This window comes from Flavobacterium sp. FG19 (genome assembly GCF_057809475.1).
The window spans coordinates 173,798-194,800 of the sequence record NZ_JBMDKA010000006.1 but is presented as its reverse complement, the minus strand read 5'-3'; the positions used below and the strand labels follow the sequence as shown (position 1 = coordinate 194,800).

General features: G+C 38.8%; 12 protein-coding genes. All 12 read right to left on the bottom strand.

The window, feature by feature from the left end:
* Positions 1-91 precede the first annotated feature (91 nt).
* The 12 genes from ACODST_RS08510 to ACODST_RS08455 are packed head-to-tail and all read right to left on the bottom strand — an operon-like array spanning position 92 to position 21,002.
* Positions 92-1,393 (bottom strand): ATP-binding protein, encoded by a 1,302-nt coding sequence (locus ACODST_RS08510; RefSeq protein ID WP_488931692.1) that lies wholly within the window; start codon positions 1,391-1,393, stop codon positions 92-94.
* A complete protein-coding gene (locus ACODST_RS08505; protein ID WP_488931691.1) occupies positions 1,390-2,085 on the bottom strand; it encodes a hypothetical protein in 696 nt (231 codons plus the stop codon). The genes ACODST_RS08510 and ACODST_RS08505 overlap by 4 nt, the downstream gene beginning before the upstream one ends.
* Positions 2,078-6,160, bottom strand: a complete 4,083-nt coding sequence (locus ACODST_RS08500; protein ID WP_488931690.1) for an eCIS core domain-containing protein — start codon at positions 6,158-6,160, stop codon at positions 2,078-2,080. The genes ACODST_RS08505 and ACODST_RS08500 overlap by 8 nt, the downstream gene beginning before the upstream one ends.
* 21 nt (positions 6,161-6,181) lie before the next feature.
* Positions 6,182-7,621: an eCIS core domain-containing protein gene (locus tag ACODST_RS08495; RefSeq protein WP_488931689.1), complete on the bottom strand. Its 1,440-nt coding sequence runs from the start codon at positions 7,619-7,621 to the stop codon at positions 6,182-6,184.
* 56 nt (positions 7,622-7,677) lie between these two features.
* Complete coding sequence (locus tag ACODST_RS08490; RefSeq protein WP_488931688.1) at positions 7,678-8,553, bottom strand: DUF6734 family protein; 876 nt, start codon at positions 8,551-8,553, stop codon at positions 7,678-7,680.
* A 3-nt stretch (positions 8,554-8,556) separates the two neighbouring features.
* Positions 8,557-9,123 (bottom strand): hypothetical protein, encoded by a 567-nt coding sequence (locus ACODST_RS08485; protein ID WP_488931687.1) that lies wholly within the window; start codon positions 9,121-9,123, stop codon positions 8,557-8,559.
* Between the two features lie 12 nt (positions 9,124-9,135).
* On the bottom strand, positions 9,136-10,821 hold the full coding sequence (locus tag ACODST_RS08480; protein WP_488931686.1) for a contractile injection system tape measure protein: 1,686 nt from the start codon (positions 10,819-10,821) through the stop codon (positions 9,136-9,138).
* The gene (locus ACODST_RS08475; protein WP_488931685.1) at positions 10,822-14,268 is read right to left on the bottom strand and encodes a hypothetical protein; all 3,447 of its coding nucleotides are present in this window, start codon (positions 14,266-14,268) and stop codon (positions 10,822-10,824) included.
* A 12-nt stretch (positions 14,269-14,280) separates the two neighbouring features.
* On the bottom strand, positions 14,281-16,983 hold the full coding sequence (locus tag ACODST_RS08470; protein WP_488931684.1) for a hypothetical protein: 2,703 nt from the start codon (positions 16,981-16,983) through the stop codon (positions 14,281-14,283).
* Positions 16,971-20,291 (bottom strand): baseplate J/gp47 family protein, encoded by a 3,321-nt coding sequence (locus ACODST_RS08465; protein WP_488931683.1) that lies wholly within the window; start codon positions 20,289-20,291, stop codon positions 16,971-16,973. Before ACODST_RS08465 ends, ACODST_RS08470 begins: the two co-directional genes overlap by 13 nt.
* 7 nt (positions 20,292-20,298) lie before the next feature.
* Entirely contained in the window at positions 20,299-20,709 is a 411-nt protein-coding gene (locus ACODST_RS08460; protein ID WP_488931682.1) for a GPW/gp25 family protein, read from the bottom strand.
* A 2-nt stretch (positions 20,710-20,711) separates the two neighbouring features.
* Positions 20,712-21,002, bottom strand: coding sequence for a PAAR domain-containing protein (locus ACODST_RS08455; protein ID WP_488931681.1), 291 nt, complete (start codon positions 21,000-21,002; stop codon positions 20,712-20,714).
* Between the last annotated feature and the right edge of the window lies 1 nt (position 21,003).

Here is a 21,003-nt window from a genome sequence, read left to right as displayed (position 1 = left end):
AAGTACAGATTTGAAATGCTGTCTGAGATTGTTATTTCTATTGACAGAAGGCTTTTTTACAGGATAAGTGAAAAACCGTAAACAGCACCTGTTACATCATTTTTCCTTCTTTTGCATATTCTTTTTTGATGCCTTGGAGCAGGTGGTTAAGATGAATACTTTCGTTTTGATCTTCCAGTGTTTTTAGACAGGCATACTGAATAATGTTTACAATATTAGCGCCTGTAATATCGTATTTTTTTGAAAGCTCGTTCAGGTTTACGTCTTCTGCGATTTTTTTCCCTTTAGGCAGATTGTTTTTCCATAATTGCAGGCGTTCGGTATGGGAAGGAACTTCAAATTCAATTATAGACTGAAATCTCCTTGTAAACGCAGCATCAATATTGGCTTTAAAATTAGAAGCCAGAATGACCAGTCCCGGATGGTTTTCGATACGCTGCAGCAGGTACGAAACTTCCTGATTGGCGTATTTATCATGGGCATCCCTTACGTTGGTTCTTTTCCCGAAAACGGCATCGGCTTCATCAAAAAAGAGAATCCAGTCTTTATCGGCAGCTTTATCAAACAGCGAAGAAAGGTTTTTTTCGGTTTCGCCAATATATTTAGAGATGATCATCGACAAATCAATTCTATATACATCTTTTTGGGTGTATTTTCCCAGAAGTGAGGCCGTGAGTGTTTTCCCGGTTCCGGGCGCACCATAAAACATCACCCTGAAACCGGGTTTTATTTTGGATTTCATATCCCATTCATTTAGCAGGATGTCATTAAACTTAAGCCAGGTTTCTATTTCTTTAATCTGATTTAAAGTGCTGGTATTAAGTACGAGATCATCCCAGTCTAACTGTGTTTCAATCAGCTGCGCCGGAAAAATACTGCTCATTTTTGGTTTCAGGATTTTTCCGGTCATGAATTTTTCGATATACTCGTCTTCCAGAACCAGTAAACCGCTGAGTTTGGGTTCTCCGTAAGGAACAGTTTCTAATTTGATAATTCCTTTTTGATATAAAAAAGACTGATTGTGCAGATAATTGTAAAAGGAAATCCGACTGTCGAGATCATTTCCGGCAATTAAAAACTGGGCCGTTTCGCCTGTTGGTAAAATTCCGCGGTGGTTTTTGGATTTAATACCGCCAAATTCAGGGAGTTCTCCGCCATCAGGCAGGTAATCTGCCACCAGGGAAGATAAAAACTCGGGATGGACGTGCGGGATCAATGCCAGTCCCAATATTAAAATTTCAATTTGAGGAAGCTTATTTTCGATAACAAAGTGTTCGACAAAAGAACGTTTATCTACGGCATAGACAGGTACTTCTTTTTGAATTTCATTACCAAAAAGTTTATCCATTTGAATTTCAAACTGATATTGGAGTAATGCTTTGATATTTTTCATAAGTGGTGTTTTTCAAATGATGAAAGATCAGTTTTAATATGACTGAAGATAAAAGGAATAAAACGCATCAAAAGTTCATTTTCCGGAACTTTTTTGCCAAATAAGTAGGCCAGCTGCCAGTTTTTAAGGCATTTTGCCTGATACGCCAGGTTCAGGTATTCTTCTATGCCAATTTTCATGTCATAAATCTGGTTCGCATCCGTATGTATAAGCCAGATGGTATCCAGAACCTTATTGTCTGTCTTTTTAAAACAGGCAGTAAGAGAACTCTGGATATCAAAAGCAAAAAACGTATCTGTTATTTTAAGGGTATTTAAAGTATGTGTAAAGGTTTGACTGTCATTGTACTCCTTGTCGAAAATAAAATCAGAAGAAGTAATGTTGATGTAACCGCTTAACAGTTCTTTTACGAAAGGCCAGGAGTACTCTTTTTTGAAATAGTTTTCAATTAAAAATTCATCTTTTTGAAAAGGTTCCGTATTGTCAGGCGTGTCTGTTAATTCCCATGCTACTTCAAGCCGGGAAGTCTGTTTGTAAAATTCCAAAATGGAATGGTCAATACTCAGTTCTGTTTTTAATTCTTTAGGAGGTAATGCCACGGTTACCGGTGTTTTAATAAGGATTTCGTGAGTATAAGCATTGCCGATCTCTTCAATTAAAGTCCATGAAAATAATTTTTTAAAATCAGTCATATTGTAATGTATTAGAATTTATAAGGTCATTAAATTTGGTATAGGCACTCATAAAGGCTGATTGATCTGTATACGCTGCTGATACTGCATTTCTGACCTGAATAAGATTTTGATAACCACCGGATGGTCTTGCTCTTACCAGCCTGTCAAAGAAGCCGGACATTCCGGTTACCCCTGCGCTGACTGCTTTTTCATTCAGGGCACTGGATGAGGAACTATTTACGGTTACCTGTACAACTGCAGAAGGAGGAGATTGTGTGAAACGTAAGGATTTTACAGCCGCACCTCTTTGTCTGGTTTCGGTATCATATAATCCATAGCTCATAGAAACTATATTCGGGATATCTTCAAAAACTCCTGTATTACCATAGGAAACATCAACATTGTAATATAAGATCTGATTATTATCCCATACCGCTTCTTTGGCAAAATGCTCAATCTGGTTTTCCATATCTCTTAAATTCATATCTCGTGTACCAGGAAATAAATTCTGAGCTGTTCCCGGACCATGTAACCTGTGATTTAAAAGGTGTGCTCTTACCCATTGACCGCTGCTTCGTAATGAAACTGGTATGTTCGACCAGCCTTTCGGATCATTGGTTGGGGTGGAACCTCTGGTATTGCCCGGAATTTTTGTTAAAGGAGCAGCTCTCAGTATATAAGCTCTTCCCTGGGTATCGGTGTCAAATTCAACATGAGATACAGGCAGTTCAATTCGGTGTTCCAGTACGCCTATTACAGCCAGATCTGTGGCAATATTAGTCAGATTGGTTCGTATATTTTCATAAGCAAGGCGAACAGGCTCATTGCCATGTCCGGCCAGGTAAGCGCTGTCTACAGCTCTTTTGTAACTGCCAATATTGGTTCCCAGTACATTTTTCTCTCTGAATAAATTCTCAATGGCTCTTGATTTGGCAGGATATTCAGCATCTGATTCCCTGGCCTCATGTATTTCCTGTCGTTTGTTATTTAAGAGCTGATTTAAGGTTTGTTTATCGCTGTAAACATTAATTTCAACACGTTCAACGGTCCCTTCAATTTTAAGATTGTGGCCTCCGTCAACATTTACAGCATGTTGTAATCCTACAATAGCCGGAATATCAGCGTTTCTGCCAGATTCTGCGCCTTCTGCAGCCGGAGCCGCTTTTACTGTAATTGGGGTATTGTTGTTGTTAATATTTGGCATTTCGGCATGAATGTTCCAGTTTTGTCCGCTTCGGGCCGCAGTAAGTCTCGTAAAGTGGTTTCGTGTTCGTATGATATCTAACCTTGAATGGATTTGTTCTTCATTCAGCGGACTTTGTTCTGATTCTGTGGCCAGACTGCGCAGGGCTTCTAAACCAGTTCCCCAGTGTCTTAATACTTCGGGAGTAGGAGGATTTGGCGGCGCATCGGCACCAGGAGGTGTTCCGGTTTCTCCTGCATGAGGATTTCCGGCGGAGTCGGTAACCTGAGGTGTTTCACTTCCGGTTCCTCCGGCGGCTCCTTCCTGAAATTCTGCCGGATGTTCTGCATTTGTTGACTGAGCAGGTGGTACATGATCGTTCATTAAATCGGTCATGAATTTATCGGAGTTGAAATCAACCGGAGCAAATTCGACTTCCGGTAATTGATCGGAACCTAAAACATAATCAACATCGGCACCAATACCAAACTCACCAGGCAGAGGATATTCCAGCTCGCCCAGCGGCCAGGTCCATTTATCATCAGGAGCAGGTGACCACCACGGGCTGTCTAATTCAACAAACAAGTCTCCGCCCAGTGCCAGAAAAGGCTGTGCGGCCATTTCAGCATGCCCGTGAATATAAAATTCTCCTTGTCTTCCGGCTTCCGGAGAAGCGGTTTCACGGTAGCCTATCGTTGGTGTCGCATCAACATATCCTCTGATTCCGGCCAGTGCATTGACTCCGACACCTACTTTTATGTCGTGTCCTAAAAGTTCAACACCCAAGCCGCCTTCTGCTCTTAAACGCAGTCCGGCAAACATAGACATGTTAAAAGAAGCCGAAAGGCTAAAGTCATTAAATACAGCAGGATCCGTAGAATAAGTTCCGACAGCTCTGATGTTATAAATTTTAGCAGGACCAATTTTAGCAAGTGCTTCGAGTCCAATGTTGGCAAACAGAAAAACATTCCCTACTAGAGGAACACCATACATTGTGCGGACTTCTACTGTAAATATTTCTCTGATATAATCCCGCTGTGCAAACAGTTCAACTTCTGCAGGCGGTGTAATTTCGCCATGAATAGTCACATGGCCTTCATTATCGATAATGACCATCGCTTTTCCGGTCATCCATTCTGTAAAACTAAAATCAACTTCTCCCCATCCGGCCATGGCTCTTGGTCCGGGAGTTGGTCCGCTGTTGGCTTCAGGAACGCCATTTGATGCTCTGGCGCTTTCATCGATCTGAGAAGGATCCAGCTGACTTAAAGCGGCATTTCTGGCAGTAGCGGCATCTGTAACTAATAAGGTTACCTGTCCGCTTATTTTTTCGGTTTGGTAACCTACTGTTCCTCTTATGTCGAAAGTTCCATTTAAAAATGCGGCATGGATACTTCCGTTAAAATTGGCCATATTTACAGCCAGGTCAATTTCACCTGTTATATTCCCTTCAGCATTGCGTTCAATTGTAATTTGGGCCGGATTTAAATTAGGGACTTCAATAGTTCCGCTGGCTCTGAAAGTGATATTTTCACCCTGAAGCCCAAAATCAAGCGACCCATTTACAAAGCCGCCCAGCTGTACAGGAATTCCGTTTGCGGTTAAGGTCAGATTTCCTCCTTCGATGCTGTTTTGGATATTAGGAACACTGGTTACATCAATACCTGCCCAGCCAAAGGTTTCGCTATGGTCTTTAATGGCATTGATGAGTCCTGCCGGATTTCCTATTAAGCGGTCTCCGGTTTTTACGGTAATATAACCCGATATTGTATCATTTTCGACCTGAATAGCCAGAACCGGGGTTATGTTTACGCTGCTAAAGGGGCTTAAATAACTGATGCCGAGATTAATACTTTGTCTGTTGTCTTTTGTGTTATAGGTACCATCGGTATTTTTTTTCATTTTGATAGTACCTGATGCCCATTGACCAAAGGTTACGTTTACATCTGCCCCTCTGTTTCCGGCTGCTTCAATTTGTGCTCCTATTGCTTCTGTAGGTGTAAATGATGCAGTCTGCAGGGAAACGCTTTCATTTGTTGCCGGTACTGGCGTAGCGGAGGCAGGGGGAGCGGCAGTTTTCTGAATCATTTTAGGCTGTACGCTACTGGCACCCTGCTGTACAGTATGGGTTAATTCATGTGCTAATAAGTGTTTCCCCGCTGTTGAAGCCGGGTTGTATTTGCCTTCGTTAAAATAAATATCATTACCATTTGCAAATGCCTGTGAACCTAATTCTTTGTTCATCTGGACAGCATTCGAATCGTTATGGATTTTTACTTTGCTGAAATCGGCGCCAAAACCGGATTCCATTTCGTTTTTTACAGATCCTGACAAAGGAGATCCGCCGCCTTTACTTTGATTTAAATTGCTTTCCAGATTAGAGTTTTCGGAAGGATTGGCATCTGCAGAGGCACTCATCTGCAGTTCTTTTTCGTCTTCTTTGGCCTGTATTTCTTCTTCCTCTTTAGCCTGAATTTCATCCTCGGTTTTCTTTGGCTGCAGTAATGGCTTTGGAACAGTGGTTTTTTCAACAGGTTTAGAAGTTTCCGGTATTGTATTTTCGGTTTTGTTTTGTATGGTTTCTTCTTTTTCTGTTTTTAACTGTACCACCGGTGTGATAGATTCGGCTAAAGGCTTTTCCTGTGCGGTGTTTTCAGTTTCTTCTTTTTTTGCTGGTTCGTCAGCTTTTTTCTGAACTGGATGAGGCGGACTAAAGAAAGGTTCTGAAACCGTATTTTGTTTTTGTGCGATTATCTGATCGGCAGCTTTATCAGCTTCGACTTCATATTTATCATTGGATTTTCCAATATTGAGCTTCGCCTGCACACCAAAAAAATCCTCGCCTCTTCTCGGACTAAAGGCGGAAGGGGTAGAAGGATTTGGTTTTGATTTTTGGCTGAAAGCTCCCATAATCGTTTTGTTATTTTGGTTTTATTGTCTGTGTTTGGTTCCTTTTCCGGAAAAAGCATTTTCTCCGCATGATTGAGGTGTTGAAATAACCATGCTGAATTTGTCTGCTTTTGCAGCGGTGAAATTAAAAGAGAAAGTCCCGCCAACATTGATGTTCATTGGACCTCTGACGGCTTTACCGGAAGAATCTAAAATCACTACGTTGTATACCGGACAGGCATTTTCACTTTTGTTTTTGGCCGTTGTTAAAGTGATAGAAAAGGACTTACAGTCTTTAGTCGGGTTTAAAGGTTCAATATGGGCTGGCTCCGATGAAAATTTGAAGCGGTTAAACAAGTCACAATCCTTTTTCTTGGGTGTTTTTTTCTTTTTACCATTTCCTTTGCCCACATAAATATCGTCTAAGCGTCCCATGGTCTGAATTCCGACAATTCCGTCATAAGTCAGTCCGTTGTCTGATTGAAAATCCAGAACAGCGGCTTTGGTTTCGCTGCCAAAATCACCATCGGCACCAAATTTCGGGAGCTGGTAACCAAGATCCATTAAACCGGATTGCACTTTTTGTACAGACTCTCCTTTTGAACCCACCGCCAGGCGATCTAAATTATCGTGTGTTTGTTCCAGTTTGTAATCACCTTTAAAACGGGCAGCTTCCAAATCTTCAGAAGCACCGGCATCAGGATCTGTTGATTTTTGAACAGCTCCGGTCTGTTGAATGGTATGAGTTAGTTCGTGTGCGAGTAAATGTTTCCCTTCTTTCGAATCAGGGTTGTATTTTCCTTTATTAAAATACACATCATTGCCATTTGTAAAAGCCTGAGCTCCCAGTTCACGGCTCATTTGAACAGCATTACTGTCGGTGTGAATTTTTACTTTACTGAAATCGGCACCAAAACCAGATTCCATTTCCTTTTTGGTTTTCTTGTCTAAACCGGCCCCGTTTCCTTTAGAACGGTCAAGTTTTTCTTCGAGACTATTGTCCTGTATTTCCGTATCAGAATTCTGCTCTTTTTTCTGAACGGCTTTTTCCTCTTCTTTTTGTTCTTTTTTCTGGGCTTTTTCTTCTTTTTCACATTCATCGCATTTAGCCTGAACTGGTTTTTCTTCCTCTTTCCCGGATTTTTTCTGAACCGGTTTCTCTTCTTCCTTTTCTTTTTTCTGTACCGGTTTTTCTTCTTCTTTTTTGTCAGACTTTTTCTGTACGGATTCTTCTTTTTTCATTTCTTTGGTCTGAACAGAAGAAATAGTTTCAGAGATTGGTTTTTGCTGTACTTCTTCTTCTGATTTTGATTGTAAAAGTCCGCCGGAAGCTGCATTGTTGACCACCTTATCGGCTGCTTTGTCAGCTTCAGCTTCGTATTTATCCCCTGGAGTTCCTGTGGTCAGTTTTTTTTGAATTTTGGGTTCAAAAAAGGGAGAAGAAGCGTTTATAACCGGTTTTTTATTTTCTAAAGTTCTCATGACTTCTTTGTTTTACTATTTGAAACAAATCTTTTTTAGATGATCAGAAATACTGTTTATGATGCCAGCATGGTTTGGAAGCGTGCATCTTCTTTTGAAATAATCTGGTGTTTTTCGAGTTCGGTCTTTATTTGCGCATACCAGTACGGAAATATTTTAAACAATCGATATTCTATTTCTTCTATAATGTCTTTTTTATACTTTTTAATACCAAATAAATGGCTGTATCCCATTTCACCGGCATATTTGCTATGCTCGGTTATGTTTCTTCCTTTAAGCAGTAATGTTGGGGTAATATTGTTATAGTGTAAGAGAGAAGCCAGATTGTACTGTTCAATTACGATGCAGGGTTCAAAACCAAGTTGTTTTAAGGGCGTAAATTCGTCTCGATGAGCAGTAAAAACAGTTTCTATTTCATAATAGGCATCTACGAATTTACTGCGAAGGGCAAGATCGTTAAATCCTAATACACCACAGCTGAAAGAATGTCCCAGACCGGGATGCCAGTAAGGGATGTCTTTAGTGTACTGATTGAAAAAATCAATCTGCGGTTTATAGTGTATTTCGTAACCACATTCTTTTCTTTCAAGGATAACACTATCGAAATCAAAATTGATTTTCTTTTTGATAAACACATCGGTATCAAGATGGACAAAAGGTTTTGTCTGTTTTTCTATCGCATGTATTTTAGATTTCATCCATAATTCCTTGTTTTGTTCGTTGGTTACTTTCGTGACCCTGCAGGGCAGCATGTATAAAAATTTATAAGCCGTTTCATCTGCGTAGAGTTCAATGTCTTTGTACCATAAATGGCTGTATAAAATGCTTAAAGCCGTCATGTAAATGGTTTCTTTAAGTTTATTGCCCATCTGCCAGCGGTTATTGATAAGAGGAAATGCATCCAGACTGTATATGATTCTTGGTTCTTCCATACATTATTTTTTTAAGGTGTGAAGCTGTTGTTTTTCTTCCAGATAGGAAACATTATTATACAGTGATGCTTTTTTACTATGTTTATAAAGTCTTTTCCATTCGTATTTTTCACCCATTGCCTCTGAGGTTACTTCTGGGATCTGAATGTTATGAAATGTTTTCATTTCGTTAAAATCGGCATGCCATACCAGGGTACCTAAAAGGGGAGACTGTGTCAGCTGTATTTTTGAAAAGTTTCTTTTGTAATAATCAGTATGGACATTTCTGTTGTTGATGAAATATTCTGATACTAAAACGTCTCCGCCTATATTGTAAAATCGGCTGAAATATCGTGTCAGGCCGTCATTTTCTTTAATTGGCAGCAGGTCTTCTTCATTTTCATAAATGATATCAATATCATTTACCGGCATATCATAATATGTCCGGAGGTTGAGATAATCTGCTATGCCGCCTACAAAAGCGATTTTTGACAAATCGAGCTTTTCAAAAATATTTTTGATGGCCTGTTTCTGTTCGTAGAAGATGTTTTTTTCATCCTCTTTCAAAAAGGTGTTTTTTTCAGTTTCCATATGTTTGTCTAATTACCAGTCTACAAAAATGATTTTGTCATGCCATACCAGCTTTACAACTCCTATATTCCATTTGATTTTTTCTAACAGTATATCCTGCGTTTTTCTTTCTAAAATAATTTTGGGGCTTTCGTGAGTAAGGATTATTTTTCCGGGTCTTTGTAAATATTCATTTCGTAACAGGGCGAACGAAGCTTTTTTCATAACAGGCCAGTTGTCTAAAACTGCCTGAAGCATTTCGTCAGCATGTTTTTTGAATTCTTCCGGTAATACAATGTTTCGGTTAATAGTCTGGTTAACGGGAATACCGCATAATACTTTTTCAAAGAGCATTTCGTTTTCATAATCCTGTTCTTTTTCGACAGCGATATAATGTAAAAGATGTGTCGCCATTTCTTTATCTGCGATACTTTTATCTTTTTTTAGCAGCTGGCAATTTTCGAAGAGCTGTTTTAAGAAAGGATGCACGAGTATCAATCCGGCATTATTAACGTAATGTACAGCAGGAATCTGGGGAATTACCGTTTCCTCTGAAAGTAAAGAGGCCAGTATTCTTTCTGCTTCTGCCGCCTCGTCTTTATTTCCTGAAACAGGGCTCAGTTGGTTTGTTTTGTTATTTTCGGACTGCTGAGGTAGTAGAGTGCTGAAATTATTTTCTTCGGTTTTGGTTTCTTTATTTTCGAAAACGGAGTCTGGTTTTACCGTTTTCTCAGTACCAGCACTTTCTGCTGGATTTTCTTTTGGATCAATAGTTGATTTTAGGTTTTCCTCTTGACTGCTTTCCGAAAGTTTTTTCAAAGCTTTCTGTTCAAAAAGAGTTTTTAGGGTTTTAATTTCATTTTCAAGACGGCTTATTACCGTGAAAACAGATTTGCCAGCGAGGTATAAACCGGTCTGTTCTGAAATAATTTCGGGATTGTATTTTCCAACGGGAAGTAAAGACGTAATCAAAAGGATTAATTTCTCTTTTAGGATAGTGTCATTGTGTTTTAACAGCTGTAAAAGAATGATATCCCAAATTAAATTTCTTTGTTTTAAGCCCAGTTTTGATTTTGAAATGATATTCTCTATAGTGTGTTTGATGTTTTTAGTAATTTCAGTATTGATTTTGTGGTCAGTTAATTCTAAAGACAGTGTTTTTTTCAGTATACCATAAATCTGGTTATCTGACAATTGTTTGATAAACCGGGCTCTAATCTGAGGTTTTTCAAGTACGTTTCGCAGTTTTAGACTGAAGGTTTTATCATGGATCATTTCTTTAAATTCCTCTTCATGTTCGACACTCAGGATATTATTTGAAGCTGTCCACCACGGATGAGTTCCTGTTTCAAGAAAGAGAAAAAACTCGTTCATACTTTTTTCCCCGCTTTTAACCAGTTGATATTGTTTTGTTTCTGAAAAACCATGTTCTATATGGTTTTCAATTTGTTTTTGAAACTGATTAATGATGTCGTGTTTGATGCTTTCAAAATTAAAATCTGAAGCGACCGAAAGATCAAGGTTTAGTTTTTCGATCTGAAAACTGCTGTCTGCAGGCAGTTTTTTATCGTACGTATCAAAATAGGTTTCTAAAAGAGGAAAAAGTTCTTCTTTTAGAAACGTATCGATATGGTCCTTAAGATAATAAGCCTTTTCTTTTGACCGGGTATTGACCTCAAGGAATAATGTATTGATAATATGTCTTTCAGTGGTCTGCATTTAACTTAAACTGCTTAGTTGTACTTCGATGGCCTCCAGAATAAAGGCAATGTTTTTAAACGGAGTTCTGAGACCGGAAAGGAATTCTTTTAATGTTCCGTTAGGATCTGTATTATACTTGATTCTTATATAACTTTTGAGCAGTGTATCAAAACGGCCTGTAATGGTAATAATCTGCTTTTCGATTTTTTCAAGATTCTCCTGTGGCTGGCATTTCAGAATAATATAGAACAGTGAAATATGGGTTTCTGTAAGGAAACTTAAGACTGTTTTTTCTTCTTCGGTTTGTGAATTTTTAACAGCCAGCAGCAGATTACTGTAAATCACAGCGGTAAACATTTCTACCAGCAGATGGTTAAAATCGCCATTAATATAAGCTGCAGTATCTTTATTTACAATGGCAGTTTGTCGTTCGATTTCCTTAATAAGCGAAAGAGTCTCCGGACTGAATTTTTCTAATTCCGGCTGTTTTTGTATGTTTTCAAAACCGCTTATCGCTTTTTTAAGGAACGCTGCGGCATTTTTAAGGCAGCTGTTTACGATCACTTTTTCGGTCAGAATCACTTCTTTGGCATCTACCGTTTCGCCGCATCTTTTGTTTAAGGCAGAAAGCGCTACTTTTATAGCGGTACTGTTATAAAGTGAAACAGGTCTTGTAATAGGCAGTATAGAGTCGGTTTCTACCTTTTCCTCTGCAATCGTCCATACATATCTTTCGGCATCTGTAGAATTGTTGGTTAGTATCAGTTCACTGTTTTTTACAGTATAACTAAAGGATGCTTTTGGCGGATTTGCAAGGGTTATGATAAGGTTAGAAGCTTTTCCGTTTACCATTACGGTAACTTTATCAACGCCGGCAGGGACATTATTTCCAATAAATACATATTCACCGTTTTCATTTTTAGAAACACCGTCGCCGGTTAAAACAGCTTTTACGCCTTTAGGTTCAATAGTAAAAACATGCGGTATTATATCATTTCGACAGATTGTTTTGGTGTCCAGGCTGATTTTTATGTCGGTAATTTCAAAAATTACAGAATGCTGTACCTGAAAACTACAATTGCCGTTGTCAGCGGTAACTTTAACCGGAAAATTATAACTGGCTTTAGCGGGCTGCTCGTATTTATACACGTGTTTTAGTTTTGTATCTGTACCGGTTACCGCATCGCTGCCATCGCCAAAATCCCAGGTGTATTTCATTCCGGACTGATTCTCTCCGGTAATTGTAAAGGCAGCAGTTACTTCATTTTTTTCAGGCGTTTGGGTAATGACAAAAGTGAAATCAAATTTTGGTTTTCTAAAAATGGTGACTTTACATTTGGTGTCAATATTGTTTACTGTAAAAGATATAGGCACTCCGATGAGTTCTTCACTTACCAGTTTTGGATCGAAAACAAATTCCCCGTATTGATTTTTGGTCACTCCGCCGTTTAAATCACTGTCTACGTCCGCTTTTACAAAGCCTCCTGCCGGGGTTACGTGAAATGGGAAGTAAGATGATGTTTCATCAAAACACAATTTGGTTATTGGTAAAGAAAGGGAAATGAAATTATCATCGCAGCATAAATACGGCAGACTGAAATCAGCAATGACAGGATTTAAAATGACAGATTCTCCATTATCGCCGTCTTTTTCAAAATCACCGGCCAGCGATCTGGACTGTGGATGTTCATATGGATAACCATAACCGTAGTAGGGATATGGAGCGTATTCGTCTTCTATATAAATCATTACAAACGTTCCGCCGGGTATTACACCTGCTTTGTGTTCATAACCGTGATTTTTGTTGAGGTAATAAGAAGTGAAGTTTTCTACAGTTTCCTTGGCTTCGGAAGCTTTTACACCTAAAACCACGACATTAAAACCTAAGCCATGCTGACGTCTGATGGTCTGGATAATTTTTAAAGCCTCTTTGTAATTTCTGCCCTGATGTCCCTCAATTCTGTAAAAATTATGATCAGAAAGGAGTTCAAGCGGTCGTTTGGTATTTAAAAGATTGTCGTGATAACTCCTGTTATTGCGCTGCTGTGCAATGGCTGTTTTTTCGTAGTCCCAAAGTTCTATAAGATGATTGCCCACATTATTGTAAAATGGGATGGCTTTTTTTCCTAACAGACCCAATTCAAAACTTGGGGTAATTTTGATATAATTGTAATTTACATTGTAATTGGCTAAAAGCTGTGCAGAGCGTTTTATCAGGCTGTTTAATTTTTGTACATCGGTATTTTTGCCGTAACAAATTTTAGCATCTTTACCTTCCAGATCCACAATAAATTCGGAAATGGTATTTACGCTGCCCTGTTCAAGAAGAATATCCAGAGGTAAACAATCGTTACAGATGCTTAAATTCTGCCCGGTCAGCAGTGGTGCTTTGTAAAAAGAATGTCGGTACTCAAAACAAGGTCCGGTTTTTACGACTTCTCCCAGCATCAGGTGTTTGGGAAACGATTTGATGTCCGGAAAACAGAATTCACCATCCATACCAGGTAATAAGAATTTTATTTCGTTATAAGTATCAATTACGTCATTAAGGAGGTCGTATCTGTATTGAAAATCCGGCGGAACATTGTTTTCATCAAAATTGTACAGGAGTGCCAGATTTTTTTTGACAGAATCCAGTAATACGGGCATTTGTAAGGCTGTAAGCAGCAGTTCGAAACCGTCACGAAGTTTAGGAACCACATTATTCTTAAAGATCCCGCTGGTAAACTTCTTTTTAATTTCGTTGTAATTGCTGAAATGCTCCGGCTGCAGTACAATACGGTTAGATACCAGTTCGGGCAGTTTATAGTAAAGACTGGAAAAGTTTATTTTACTGATGATCTGATCGTGGCTGTTAATCTGGGCTGCGACGGTTTTACTGACTATTAATGCTTTGTAATTTCCAATGATTTCCAGACCCTGATTATCGCAGGAAAGGCTTACACACAGGTCGGAATCTTTTTCATAGGTTTCGAGGTACAATAGTATTACGGCATCGTTTATCTCTAATCCGGTATTGGTTTTAAGACTGGTTATCGGAAAAGTATTTGCTTTGTCAAGCAGCAGCTGCTCGGCGGTTAAAAGTTCAAAAATTTCAAGCTGCTCAGTACCGTTGTAAAAAAAAGGTTTGTAAGCGGCTTTTTTATTGTCGTGTACTTTATAATGGGTGTATTCTTTATTTTCAAAATCAATGAATTCACCTCCGTTAACTTTCGTTTTATATAAATGAAAAAGATCACCATCTGTAGTTATACCGCTGCCTTGTGTTATCGAAATGTTTTTGGCAGACTGATTATAGGAAACCCTGAAGCCGCAAATAATACCTGCACCACTAAGACCTATCCTGGAAATACGGTCCTGGTCATCAAAAAAATCGACAATCTGGTTAAGATGTCCTTCTGTTAGTACCTGATTTTTAGTGAATTTTCGGTACAGGGTTGTTATGGTTGAAAGTTTTGCTAACATGGTTAATCGTATTTATAGTGATCCTAAATTTGTTTTTCCTAGTATTATTTTTTCGAATTGATTTTCATTTTCGTCACTGCAGTCAAATAATCTTCCTGTAGGATATAAATTGCTAAGGTTACTAAAGGCATTGATGAATTTTAGGAGTTCTGTTTCGGGTTGTTCCTGATTCAGAGGGGTTTTAGCAAATAAATATTCTTTGTAAGAGTTTTCGAACTGCACCAGTTCATTTTCTGCCGGGTTGTCGATTTCATTTTTTCGGTGTCCTATCCAGCATATTTTTGCCAATACATGCGATGGCAGTTCTTCTTTTATTACTTTTTCTATATAATTTCTAAAATCGGTATTGGCAAAACGCAGGGTATATCCGGGCAGTACAATGCTTACACGATAGGAGTAAGGGTCTAATGGTTCGCAGTTTTTACATTCATCTGTACAAATAGGCAGAAAAGCAGCCGGGTCGACCGTAGTCTGACTAACGTCAGGACGAAGCATCATATGTTCTACTATAAACAGCCCTTCTTCTGTAAATACTTCTTTCATAAAATAAATTAAATCCAGAATAGACTTTTTTACTTCTTCCGCTGTGTTGTAATAAGTGTATCGTTTGGCAATAATCCGGTCAGGATTGTTTTCATCTTTAATAAGCGGATTAATGATATCATAGGAGTATTTACCGGAATCGGCCCGGTGTATTTGTATGTTATCAATAACCTGCGGATCTGAAATTCCGGCTTTAAAAGCTTCTTCGACGTTATATTCCCTTGTCTGTATAATCTGCAGTACAGCAAAATAGAGTTCTCTGTTGGCCGTAGAAGTATCGTAATATTCTGTTGTTGCAGAGAGTATGATATTACCGGCATTGTCCCTGATTCTCCATCTGTAAACAAGCTGATTGTCTGAATCGATAAAATGATATACTTCAACGAAAGAATCCGAAAGATGTCTTCTGTTGTAGTTTTTGATGCCTAAAAGCCTTGCCAGTCTTTTTTTAACGCCCGAGACATTATCCGTATTCCACAGATTACTTTGCGGCTGTTTGTAATAATTAAAAGAACTGCCCCTGTTTTTGCTTACAATTTTATAATCTTTTAAAAAATCTTCTTTGTTTTTCAGTACGACTTCGTCCGTAGCGCTGCCGTAGATACTTTTGTTGATAAAAACGTATTCTGAAAAACGTTCGGCAAAACGCCCCAGAAGATGGTCCAGAATAATGTTGCGTCTTTCGATATTATTATCAAACTGTCTGAAGAGAATCTCAGTCAGAGAGTCATCGTTGTTTTCGGGATAATGCGTTACCAGTTCGCTAAGGCCTTCTATATCTTTTACAGCCTGTGTAAAAAAAGTTTTGGTAAGGCTGCCGCTTACTGAAAGTATTTCGTTAACCTTTCCTAAATGTTTAAAATAACCTGCCAGAATCTGATCAAAAAATAAAAGATAGGCTTTTAACTGTTTGGCCTGGGATTTTCTGGCTGCAGGAGCTTCAGAAGGAAGACCGGTTTCCCCGATACCATACGTATCCGGAAAATCGTTTTGTATAGTGGTATAACGGTCTATTTGGAGGTAACTTCCATTGGGCAGCTGAAGTTCTTTATGCTGGCTGGAATAAGTGATGGCCGCTTCTTTTTCGGCATTAATTTCTTCCAGATACACAGCGACCTGTTCTTTATTAATATTTAACGGCAGTACCCCTTTGTTATAATTAAAAACACTTTTATTGCAGATAACAGGTTTTTGATATTCTTTAAGGCATAGCAGCCATTCGTTTAAATTCTGATCACTTTCGCCGCAATTCCCAAGGGAGATGTCTTTGATGGTTATTACGCCCGGAACATTCATGATCAGTTTTATAATATCGGATAACCGTACTTCACTGGTCAGGTCTGCTTCGATTAGTTCTTTGGTATCTATAAAGCCGTGTTCTAAAACCGGTCCGTCAAAAATTTCTAAAGTAGAATAGCCTTTATCCATCATTTGTTTAACCGAGTAAAAATTTACCGTAGTCGATAAATAACCATCTAAGGCCGTTAATACCAGTGCATGTACCATTTCTTCATCGGCCTGAGTGTCTACTTCAATACTGGCACATATTTTTACAGGATATTCGTCGACTTTTATGATGTTAACCAGATCCTCACACAGATTTCGGTTAGCATGATATTTTTCGCGGATTTTTTCTTTGACACTATTAATTTCAGCTGGTTTTTTGCTGTCAAAATCTACATAAAGATCGTACAGTCCTTTTAGTTCAAATTGTTTTTTAAAACCTCTCGGAACTTCATTAAAATCTTTGGCATTATAGGATAACTGGTCTTCCTTGCAGTTTACGTAGACTGTTTTTTTATGTTTGGCCGGCCAGCAGTTTTTTACGCCTTCAATATCAATAAAAAGCTTTCTGTAATCTAAAGCGGTTACCGGACTTGCAGGCAGTACTTCTGAAGCTTTAAAAAATTGTGAAGGAATTCCTTTGTCTGTTTGATCCGAAGCCAGAATATTTTCAATAGGAAGATTTGTTCGCATGCCCAGATCAGTAATGGCGTAACAAAGCATTTCCAGTATGGTTATGCCGGGATCGTGCGAGTTAAAATCGGTCCATAATCTGCCGCCGAGCTGTTCGATGTACTCAATACCTTTTTTTCTCAGATAGAAAAAATCTAAGTCATCCTCAGCAGCCGTTTTTTTAGGAATAGTGATAGGTGAATCTAATACTGACATGTCTCTTTGGATTGGATAATGGGTTCTTTACAGGTTTTGATATCGGTAGAAATGATATGGTTTTTGACGGATACAAGAATTCGTTTAGGGTTAGAAGGCGATAACACAGATAAAAAATCCAGTGATGCCAGATAAGCAGGATCATTTGGGTTTTCTGATTCGATACCATCTTCGGGTTTGGCCATTTCTAATTCTGCCAGATAATCTACATAGTATAATTTTTCGATGTAATCAATTACGGTGCTTCGGTGTAATTCAATTCCAAACAGGATATCCTGACTGGTGTCAAATGCCCATGGAGATAAGAATTTTGCGATATCTTCATTCAGCTGTTTTTTATAAAAGTTCTCATCATATTCGGCATAGAACTTCACATTTAATTTGATGATCACTTTTTCGTATTCCGGATTAATAACAACCGCTTCTACGTGCATGCTGTTCAGGTTGTTTACATAATTCTGAATTTTGTTTAAAACAGCTTTGCTAACTCTGGGCTCATAAAGATCAAATACATTTTTGTTTATAATATCGGGCACCACTACAAGGGTGACATCGCCGGGAGACAAAAATGAATTTGTAGCATTATGGGTATGATTAAGACATTTTACCCTGAATACTTCTGGAAATTCCTGAAGGATAAGATGCTCATAATCCCAAAGCGTTATAGCCCTGTTTTTATGACGAAGGCGCTCACTCACCCGTTTGTAATAGGTCTCATCTGATTCCAGCGGTTTACCGTTGAACGAATTAAAAGGCTGAGAAACATTTTTAACCTGTGTTATCCGGGTTACCAGTTTTGAAATCGTTTCGGCAGGAAGTCCTTTTTCGAGATGCGATAATTCATTATCATTATTAAAAAATTCGGCCGTAACCACCTGTGTTTTAATATCAATTACTTTACAGACAGCGTCGTAGGCTTTATGCATTTTTGCCTTTAGCCAGATTAAACCATCCGGAAATAACGTATTGGTTTTAGAGGCCTGTTTCGGGATACTGAATTTGAGAATACCGGATTTTAAAAAGTTATCTGTTGAGTCAGCCAGAATTTCGTTTTCAATATTTTTCCAGTAATTATCGCAAAGCACGAACCATTCGACTTTTTGTTTTCCTGTAAACGATTCAGCCAGCGGGTTTTCGCTTCCTTCCAGTATTTGTATCAGTAAAGAAACCTGCTGTGTTATTTCTGCTTCTTCCAGTCCTATATAAAATTCACCTCCGTTACAATAATCAGGAACAATACGGCTGTTAATGGCACTGTTGGGGTTAAGAATTCCTTTTTGAATGGCTCGTTTTTTTAAATACGAATGTTCTTCACTCTGTCCAAAAGGTCCTTCCTGAAACAGTTTTATGCGTTCTGCGGCATATTCTTCTTCAGTCTGGTTTGTAAAAACGGCCGTTTCTTCGGCTGTATAATTTAAACTGATAGTTTCTGCAAAAGGCGTATAAGCTTCATTTGGAATAAGGGTTTCCGGATTTTCACTCATTACGGCAAGGGTATATATTTTAGGATATAAAGAATGCAGTAAAGACTGGTTGAGCGTTAACCGGATTGGCCCGCTCTTGCCAATTTCATAATTATGATCAGCGATTGAAAACGCTGTCTGGTATACGCCGTTTGTATTCGAAAACAAAACGGTATTGGTACTTTTATTTTCCCAGTTTTCTTTATTTAATATAGAAACAGTCGCCTTAAAATAAGCATCTGATTCTACAATAAGGTCTGCCGTATTTGTATTTAGGGTAAGATTAGTTCTTCCGGTTGTATCTGCTGCGATAGTTTCGGCCGGTTTTGGATCTTCGGGCTGGTTGGCCGTTGGTAATTTTACGGTTTCCTCAATAAACATTCCCTGAAGGAAAATAGTTCTGCTAATGGTATTAAGGTATTTTGTTTTATAGGCGTCATAATGGGTTTTAAAAGAGGAGGGCGTATTTTTCCAGTTGATGCTGACCTCAATGTTTTTCCATTTTTTTGAAAAGATTTCAGGATAGTTAATCAGAAATGAAGAACCTTTGGTAGGCTGTGTTGTAAAAGGATAAAAAGGTTTTTCGGCATTTAATATACCGGTATCGCTTTCCAGTTCTAAAGAAGTAACATCTTTTACGTCTACTTTTACCTGAATACTGCTGACTGTTTTGGTCACCAGATTTCTAAACAAATAATGTCCTCTTTTATTTTCGGTATGAATTAAAAAGCGAACCACAGGCAGCGTATCTGAAAAATGTTCTCCCAGTACTTTTGGATCATAATTGACAACGGCCGGAGTATCTTTTGGAATCTGGAATACAAGTTTTAACTGGTTTCCAGAAATACCGGATGTACCTGCTGTTTCGATAAGCGGGAATGCACCCAGCCATTCTTTTTCGCCGCTGCTGTAAACACTGATATTGCTGGCGAGTTCATTTACGGTTATGCCACCGGATTCAAAAGTAAACGGTTCATTAAATGTGATGGTAACCGCAATATTTCGTTCGCCTTCTTTTAATTGCAGTAACGGAGAAGCTATGGCAAAACCAAGGCGTGCCGCTTCCAGTTCGGTATATTTTGTTTCTCCGGAAGTATATCCAAAAGGCAGCCAGTATTTGGATTCTTCTTTAAGATTTTCTCCTTTTCCGTCCAGCGAATTGGCAATTTCACTGGCTTTTATTTCTCCTAGTTTAATGTCGTTGTATACACTTTTCAGCTGTGCAATCCGGGCTTTATTGGCTGCTAACTCTTCGGTGGTTTTATAAATAAGTCTTCGGCCTTCGGCATCTTTTCCGGCATCTAACTGGGTTTCAGCCACGATTTGTTCTTCGGTGCTTTTTTTGGCCAGTTCAAAAATAACATGGACTTTATCTGCTTTGGCAGGAAGTTTTTCAATTTGTAAAATGTCTTTATAAAAAAAGTCAAGGTGCTTTTTGGTAATTAAGTTGAAACGGGCCTGAGATAATTCCAGTAATTTCAGAAAACACACAAACAGGGTCATATGCGGTGTTAAGGTACCTTCAAATTCAATACTGCGGAGTGTTTCCGAAATATTTTGTTTTAGAATACTGTACGCTTTATCTTTTCGGTCAGGAAGTACTCCGGGAACGGTACCAAAATGTTCAAAAATCTCCTGCCAGCTGCCGGCCGCATTTTGGCTGTCGTTTGTGTCAAAAAAGTTAACCTGCTTGGCAAAGCTGTAGGTAAAAAGCAGCCAGTCTTCAATATCAAAGTCATGGAGCTTCAAATTGCCGGGATCCAGAATACTGTTCAAGCGCTCTCCCTGATCTGTGCCATTTCTTTTAAATAATATATCGTTTGTATGGTCGCTGTTGTTACACATAATGCTTTTAAATATTAGTTCCTTCTTGTTTATAGAAAGGATATACCATATTAGTTCTGGAGTTGGTTGCTCGTATTCTATAGTCTAAAATGACTAGTAATTCCCCTTTGAGATCATCTCCCTGGGTAATGTCAATTTTCTCGACATCGATTCTTGGTTCGTGATACAAAATGGCAGTTCTTATTAATTCGGAAACAAAAGTTTTTAAGGTTCTGTTTAGCGGATTAAAAAGAAGCTCATCGACATTGCATCCGTATTTAGGAAGCATGATGCGTTCTCCTACTTTGGTCGACAATAAAATTTCCAGACTGCTTTTAATGTCTTCTTCATCAGAAATCATTACCACAGATTTGGTTATTTTCCTAAACTCCGGCGGAAAACTCCATCCGGTTCCTAAAAAGGCTTTTTCACTTTCCATAATTAACCAATTAAAACAGTTGCACATCCGGCAGCTATAGTACCGCCGTGAGCGGTAGTATCGCCCATACGGGCAGCCGGTTTACCGCCAATTAAAACGGTTGCCGATCCTCCTAGTATCGTATCGGGAGGGCCGGTACAAACTGCCATATCACCCATACAGGCTGCCGGAACCCCGCCAATTAATACGGTTGCGGAACCCGGTGGCAGAATAGGTCCGCCCACATGAGGCACCGTTGCGGTTACCATTGGACAGACATGCATATCAGTAATTCTTGCGGCTGGTAATCCCATA

Bases quoted from the DNA above. Each gene is read 5' to 3' on its own strand.
- ACODST_RS08510 (WP_488931692.1), bottom strand. From the start codon at position 1,393: ATGAAAAATATCAAAGCATTACTCCAATATCAGTTTGAAATTCAAATG.
- ACODST_RS08505 (WP_488931691.1), bottom strand. From the start codon at position 2,085: ATGACTGATTTTAAAAAATTATTTTCATGGACTTTAATTGAAGAGATC.
- ACODST_RS08500 (WP_488931690.1), bottom strand. From the start codon at position 6,160: ATGGGAGCTTTCAGCCAAAAATCAAAACCAAATCCTTCTACCCCTTCC.
- ACODST_RS08495 (WP_488931689.1), bottom strand. From the start codon at position 7,621: ATGAGAACTTTAGAAAATAAAAAACCGGTTATAAACGCTTCTTCTCCC.
- ACODST_RS08490 (WP_488931688.1), bottom strand. From the start codon at position 8,553: ATGGAAGAACCAAGAATCATATACAGTCTGGATGCATTTCCTCTTATC.
- ACODST_RS08485 (WP_488931687.1), bottom strand. From the start codon at position 9,123: ATGGAAACTGAAAAAAACACCTTTTTGAAAGAGGATGAAAAAAACATC.
- ACODST_RS08480 (WP_488931686.1), bottom strand. From the start codon at position 10,821: ATGCAGACCACTGAAAGACATATTATCAATACATTATTCCTTGAGGTC.
- ACODST_RS08475 (WP_488931685.1), bottom strand. From the start codon at position 14,268: ATGTTAGCAAAACTTTCAACCATAACAACCCTGTACCGAAAATTCACT.
- ACODST_RS08470 (WP_488931684.1), bottom strand. From the start codon at position 16,983: ATGTCAGTATTAGATTCACCTATCACTATTCCTAAAAAAACGGCTGCT.
- ACODST_RS08465 (WP_488931683.1), bottom strand. From the start codon at position 20,291: ATGTGTAACAACAGCGACCATACAAACGATATATTATTTAAAAGAAAT.
- ACODST_RS08460 (WP_488931682.1), bottom strand. From the start codon at position 20,709: ATGGAAAGTGAAAAAGCCTTTTTAGGAACCGGATGGAGTTTTCCGCCG.
- ACODST_RS08455 (WP_488931681.1), bottom strand. From the start codon at position 21,002: ATGGGATTACCAGCCGCAAGAATTACTGATATGCATGTCTGTCCAATG.